This window comes from Ruminococcus sp. (assembly GCF_017650195.1).
GTDB lineage: Bacteria > Bacillota > Clostridia > Oscillospirales > Ruminococcaceae > Ruminococcus.
On record NZ_JAGCFH010000210.1, the window covers coordinates 1 to 6,598 of the forward strand.

General features: G+C 40.0%; 5 protein-coding genes. All 5 read left to right on the forward strand.

Annotated features, from left to right (window positions below):
• A partial coding sequence (locus J6U00_RS09795; protein ID WP_296581400.1) for a transposase occupies positions 1–722 on the forward strand: 722 nt, incomplete at its 5' end.
• A 260-nt stretch (positions 723–982) separates the two neighbouring features.
• Positions 983–1,672 (forward strand): ABC transporter ATP-binding protein, encoded by a 690-nt coding sequence (locus J6U00_RS09800; protein ID WP_295089916.1) that lies wholly within the window; start codon positions 983–985, stop codon positions 1,670–1,672.
• A 27-nt stretch (positions 1,673–1,699) separates the two neighbouring features.
• Positions 1,700–4,672 carry an ABC transporter permease gene (locus J6U00_RS09805; RefSeq protein WP_296581402.1) on the forward strand — a complete coding sequence of 991 codons (2,973 nt, stop codon included), beginning with the start codon at positions 1,700–1,702 and terminating at the stop codon, positions 4,670–4,672.
• Positions 4,669–5,376: a response regulator transcription factor gene (locus J6U00_RS09810; protein WP_296581404.1), complete on the forward strand. Its 708-nt coding sequence runs from the start codon at positions 4,669–4,671 to the stop codon at positions 5,374–5,376. Before J6U00_RS09805 ends, J6U00_RS09810 begins: the two co-directional genes overlap by 4 nt.
• Before the next feature lie 5 nt (positions 5,377–5,381).
• Complete coding sequence (locus J6U00_RS09815; protein ID WP_296581406.1) at positions 5,382–6,347, forward strand: HAMP domain-containing sensor histidine kinase; 966 nt, start codon at positions 5,382–5,384, stop codon at positions 6,345–6,347.
• Positions 6,348–6,598 lie beyond the last annotated feature (251 nt).

Here is a 6,598-nt window from a genome sequence, read left to right on the forward strand (position 1 = left end):
ATGACAGCCGAAGTAAAGCAGTTGCAGAGGAACTCCTAAGAGGATATACAGGTGTAGTTCAGACAGATGGCTTGCAGTCTTATGGCAGCGGAGATTATGAAAATGCTGGTTGCGCAGCTCATTTTCGCCGTAAATTCTATGATTGTATACCCGAAGGAGATAAAGCCTGCCCATCTGCGCAGATAGTTGCCCTTATTGATAAGGCTTCTTCGTATGAAAAGGCAGCAAAAGAGAAAAAATACTCTTTCGATGATATACTTGAAATGCGACAGAGCAAGGTAAAGCCTCTTCTGGATGAAGTATATGAGATAATAAGCACTCTAAGACCGAGCAAAGGCTCTGCCCTTGGCACGGCGATAACTTATGCCCTGAATCAGAAAGAAAAACTATATCTGTTCCTGAGCAATCCTAAGGTGGAAATGACAAATAACCTTGCTGAACGAACAGTAAAGCCGTATGTTATCAATCGTAAAAATTTCCTTTTTAGCGATACCGAGAAAGGTGCTGCTGCAAGCGCAGCTGTTATGAGTATTATTGAGACAGCCAAAAGGAACAACCTTGATGTTTACGGATATTTGTTTTACTTACTGACCGTTATGCCAGAATGGGGCCAAAATCCTACAAACAAGCAACTTGACTCTGTTATGCCGTGGAGTATGACATTACCTGCATATTGCAGGCAGGTGTACAGTGAGATACATAAAAAACAAGTTCCTTCATGAAATAAAGAAAGGCAGCTCAGAGAAATATCGAACTTTATCGCTTTTTTATTGTTATTTCAAAAACAATATGTTATAATAATCTCAGCAGCTGGTACTTTACTGTCATTGAAATCCTGTAATGATATAAAATCACCCTAATTACATTCAGATACTGATATTATTGAAAAGTGACTAAACCGTCACCTTTTAGTCACTGTAATGAAAGAATGAGAGGGTATAGTAAGTATCATAAAATATTACACATAATACGGGAGGACAATATGGAAATATTAAAATGTGAAAACGTATCAAAGGTATACGGAAAAGGCGAAACAGAGGTAACGGCGCTTGATAAAGTCAGCTTTACGGTTGAAAAGGGCGAATTCGTATCTATAATAGGCCCTTCGGGAAGCGGTAAGTCTACGCTGCTTCACATACTGGGAGGAGTGGATAAACCCACAGAAGGCAAGGTCTATATAGATGGTACAGATATCCACAGCTTAAGTGAAGACAAACTTGCGATATTCAGAAGACGACAAATTGGTCTGGTGTATCAGTTCTATAATCTGATGCCTGTTCTTAACATAGACGAGAATATTGCACTTCCTCATATTCTGGACGGAAGACCTTTGGATAAGGAAAGACTGGATCAGGTGGTCGGACATCTGGGGTTGACGGACAGAAGAAAAAATCTTCCCAGTCAGTTGTCAGGCGGACAGCAGCAGAGAGTATCGATTGGACGCGCCCTTTACAGTCACCCTGCAATACTGCTTGCAGATGAACCCACAGGTAATCTTGACCGAAAAACAGGTGAAGAGATAATCGATCTGCTTAAAGAATCAAATAAAATGAACAAGCAGACACTTATCCTTATAACCCATGATGAGGCTCTGGCGATGCAGGCTGACCGTATCATAAGTATTGAGGACGGCCGTATCGGCAGGAATGAAAAAGTCAGAAATCTGGTCTGAGCCGGAACGAAAAAAGAAGGTGACAAAATGAACAATAAGAAGATAATATTTCAGGTTACAAAGACCTATATGAAGAAGAACAGAAAACGCACAATGGTCACTTTTCTCGGTATTTTTGTCATGGTCATTCTGATGACTGCGGTGTTCATCGGCAAGGATACCGTTATGGGGTATATGAAGAATGCGGTTATAGCAAATAAGGGAAGCTGGCATTATCAGGTATATGATATAGATAAGGAACAGGCAGAGCAGATTAAAGCGCGTGATTTTGTTGATAAATTTGAGATCTCAAAGCCTCTCGGATATACTGAGTTTCCCGAAAGCGGAAATCCCAAGGTCACACCATATCTTGAAATTAAGGAATATTCGAAAAATCTGTTTGTACTAATGAACATAAAGGTTAAAGAAGGACGTTATCCGAAAAATTCAGACGAGGTCATTATCAGTGAAACAGCACTGAATGAAGGTGCTGATATAAAGCTTGGAGATACTATCGAGACAGAATTTTTTGAAAGATACATTCACGCATTCACGGTTGAAGAACAGAATGAACTCATAGCAGAAGGCAAAGAAGCAAAAAGTATATTTTTGCCGCTTGGGTTTAATCTCAAGCCAGGGGATACATTAAAAGTCCCCGATCATTTCCCCTATAATGAAAACAATGCTCTCATTGAGATGATACACAAACCTACGGGGGTGAGCAAGACTCTGACCGTAGTCGGTATAATGGAAGAACCTTATTTCGGATTTCCGGGACAGGGAGGATATATAGCACTGACCGGAACAGAAAACACCATAAGCGGTGATGAAATAGTCAATGCTGTGTTAACAACAGATCTCAGAACAGATGAAGACTGCTTCGAAGAAATAGCAAAGATCCTTGACAGTTCAAAAAACTCTGAAGAAAGAGAGGATGCTATTAGCCGTGGCAGCAAGTATACAACACAGGACGGAGAAGTGATATCGTTTGATAAAGGCAGTATCGTTTCAAATGATGCTCTTCTGGCATTCACTGCTGACGGGCAGAATGACAGTCTTAATTTTCTTGTGATGTTTTGTCAGGTCTTTTTTGTAGTACTAATCACGGCTGCATCACTGGTCCTTATATATAATGTATTCAGTATGTCCTATCAGGAAAGATGCAGATATCTCGGAATGCTGTCGTCTGTCGGTGCGACACGCAGACAGAAAAAATGGAGCGTATATTACGAGGTATTCTCACTGCTTGTCCCCTCACTTCCTTTTGGGATTGGTATCGGGATTCTTGTGGTAAAAGTGGGAATGAAACTGCTCTATCCATATTTTTCAAAGCTCTTTGGTTCGATGCTGTTAAGTATAGCAACGGGAAGAAACACGGAAGTCACCTACAGAATTGTGATTAATCCTGTAAACCTTCTGCTTGTTGTGATATTCTCCACGGCTGCTGTATGGATATCGGCATGGATACCTGCACACAAAATAAGCAAGATCGGGCCTGTTGAAAGTATAAGAGGAAACGAAAATTCAAAGAAACTGAAGAAAAAAGGCTATAAAAGCTATCTCGGACTTATGCTCAGAGGAAAAGCCGAAAAGCTTTTGGGAACAGCTTCCGTAGAAAGAAATCTCACATCTACAAAAGGCATAATAAGAAGTATCACTACATTTATCGCACTTACTCTGATAACGGCTTTTGCGTCAGGAAGCATTGGGGATATACTTGCAAGTATGGAGAATGAGGTGGATCTGAATCCCGGAAATGTATTTACAGACTGTTCATACATGCTTGAAAACACCGGATACCTTGATGAGGATCGGTATCTGTCATGCAGGGAGAATATCATGACGTCAGATGAAGTCAGCAAATATGAGGAAATGGATGTCGCTTATTATTATGGCGGTATACCGATAGAGTATTATAATGAAGAGTATATCGGTACGGTAAAGCGGATACTGGGTATGTGGTTCCCGAACGCAACTCCGGAACAGATTCAGGATCGTTTTTTCGTGAGGGGAGGTTACAGAAATGTGTACGGTCACCCCAAGCAGGCTTTCATAACTCTAGATGATGAGGATTTTAATAAAATAGCAGAAAAGGCAGGTATCAGCCTTACAAAGTACGAAAGCTCCGAAACCAGCCCTATGCTGGTATATGATAAGCTTAAGATCACATCGCATGATTGCACTTTTTTCGATAATGACGCACAGAAGCCCAAATATGCCGAATACTCTCTGAAGAGACCACTCTCTGTAAATGAAGGAGATACGATAGAGCTTGAGCTCAGGGAATACGATAAAGATAAGGAAGAAGAATATGATGTCACTGTTCCCGTAGACTTTGCAGGCTATATAGATGCCGATGATGTAAAAGAGTATTTCACTTTAAACAATAACACGACCTTCATTATCATTTCGGAGCAGACGCGGGATAATATCATACTTAAAGATCCTGCATTCGGAAAGCTAGATATGTGGAAGTGTATATTCTTCAACACAAATACAGAGTATTCTCTGCTGGTTGAAGAGCTTTCAGGGATCAACGATGAATTCGGGCGCAGTGCACTCAGGTCGAAGGATGTTTTTGATCTGAAAGACTTTTCGGAAGTGATAACAAAGATAGTAAATGTCGTAGCGGTATGTTTTACATTAATGATAGCACTTATATGTCTTCTTAACCTATATAATTCCGTTATGGGCAGACGTCTGGCAAGACATAAGGAACTTGCGGTGCTACATTCGATGGGTATGACAAGAAAACAGAAGAATAAAATGCTTATGACGGAGAACATAAGGCTTTTAACAAGGTCATTTATTTATTCAGCGTTGATCATATCTGGATTTGTGACAGGTTTATATTTACTGATCAATCAGCACTATGGAAGAGTTGGTCTTACTCTCCCTGTATGGGTGATATTAATAACGCTGCTTGTAAGTATGACCGGGCTAATGGTATTTACTAGGATATGCTACGGACATGAAAATAGTATGCAGATAATTGATGAAATACGGAAGGAGAGTATATGAGAGTATTGATTGCCGAAGATGATCCTATAATAGTGGAAGGGCTTAAAATAGCTCTTTTACAGGAGGGCTATGAGGTCGAAGCATTCGGAGATATGAAAAGTGCCATAGAGGCAATACAAGATGAGGTACACTTTGATGTGTGCCTCCTTGACATAACTCTTCCCGATGGCGACGGCTATCAGATATGCAAGGCAATAAGGGAAAGATCTGATGTTCCGATAATATTTCTGACAGCCTGTGACGATGAACTGCATACCGTTCTTGCCTTTGAAAATGAAGCTGATGATTATATATCAAAGCCATTCAGGATAAGGGAACTTTTAGCCAGAATCAAGGCAGTAGTGCGTAGAAGCGGCGGAATCGCTTCTCATGCAGATAAAGCAGAAAAAAAGCAGGAAGAAGAGCAGAAACCGATAGAGATAGGCAGGAATATACTGGATATCAGGAGCGGAAGAATCATGCGAGATGGTGAAGAGATATTCCTTTCAGCTGCTGAATACAGACTTCTTCTTACATTTGTAAGAAACAGAGGACTGCTCCTAACAAGGCAGCAGATATTAAACAGTATGTGGGATAGTGCAGGGGATTTTGTTAATGACAATACTCTTTCGGTTTATGTAAAAAGACTTAGAAAAAAATTGGAACAGGAAGGCGATGAGCCCATAATACAGACCGTTCGTGGAATGGGCTATCGTATGGTTTGATTTAAATGAAACTCAGGATTGGAATTGCAGTCATTTCGGTTATACTGTGCATCTTGCTAAGAAATCCGTGGCATATGGCGGCAGTGCTGGCATCTGTACTTATTATCATATTTTTAGTAGATATAATCGAAAAAAGAAAAACGGAAAAGCAGATTGATGATCTTATATCATATATTACTAAAGTTCAAGACTACTCTTCTCTGCCTGAAATGCAGAAGATATCGGAAGGCCGCATGGGAATCCTGCAAAGTGAGATATACAAGGTAATAACCATATTGCTTGAACAGTATTCGTCCGAACATGATCAGAAAAAGTATATGTCGGATATGATGTCTGATATTTCTCATCAGTTCAAGACACCACTTACAGCAATATCATTGATGAATGAGCTGTTAATGAATGAAACAGTCGGTGATGAGCAGAGACTTGAATATACAGGCAAGATCGATGCCCAGATCAACAAAATGACATGGCTTCTTAAAAGCCTCCTTACTCTTTCCCAACTGGAAGCAGGGGTTCTGGAGATGAAAGCAGAGAAGGCTGAATTAAATAAACTGATCATAGATCTTTCAGAACCGCTTTTGATTATGGCGGAGGTTGCAGAGGTGGAATACATATGCAGTATCCCTGACAGGATTGTTCTAAGCGTGGATATACACTGGTTTAAAGAGGCACTTTCAAACATCATCAAAAACTGCATCGAGCATACGAATAAAGGGGGCTTTGTCAGGATATCTGCCAGCCAGAATAATCTGCACACTTCCATAGTTATAGAGGATAACGGAAAAGGTATCGAAAAAGAGCATCTTCCTCACATATTTGAAAGATTCTATAAGGCAGGCAATTCATCACACGACAGCGTGGGAATAGGTCTTGCAATGGCAAGACAGATAATCCGTGCCCACGATGGAAAAATCGAGGTTGAGAGTGAAATCGGTAAAGGAACAAAATTCACGATCAGCCTGTATTAGAATACGATGAGATTCTGAATATATTTGAATTAATTATAACTGTAATATTTTGATAAATATGTTATTTATAGGTAAGTGCCAACCTATATAGACAAAAGATAGTAAAAACAGCCAATATCACAAATGATATTGGCTGTTAATATTATTAAAGAATGGAATAGTTAGCGCTCACGGACTTTCCAATTCGGAGAGTCCCTATTATTATCGTGTTTTCTGTACTGCCTATTTCTCAGGCCGTTTATATTCACTTA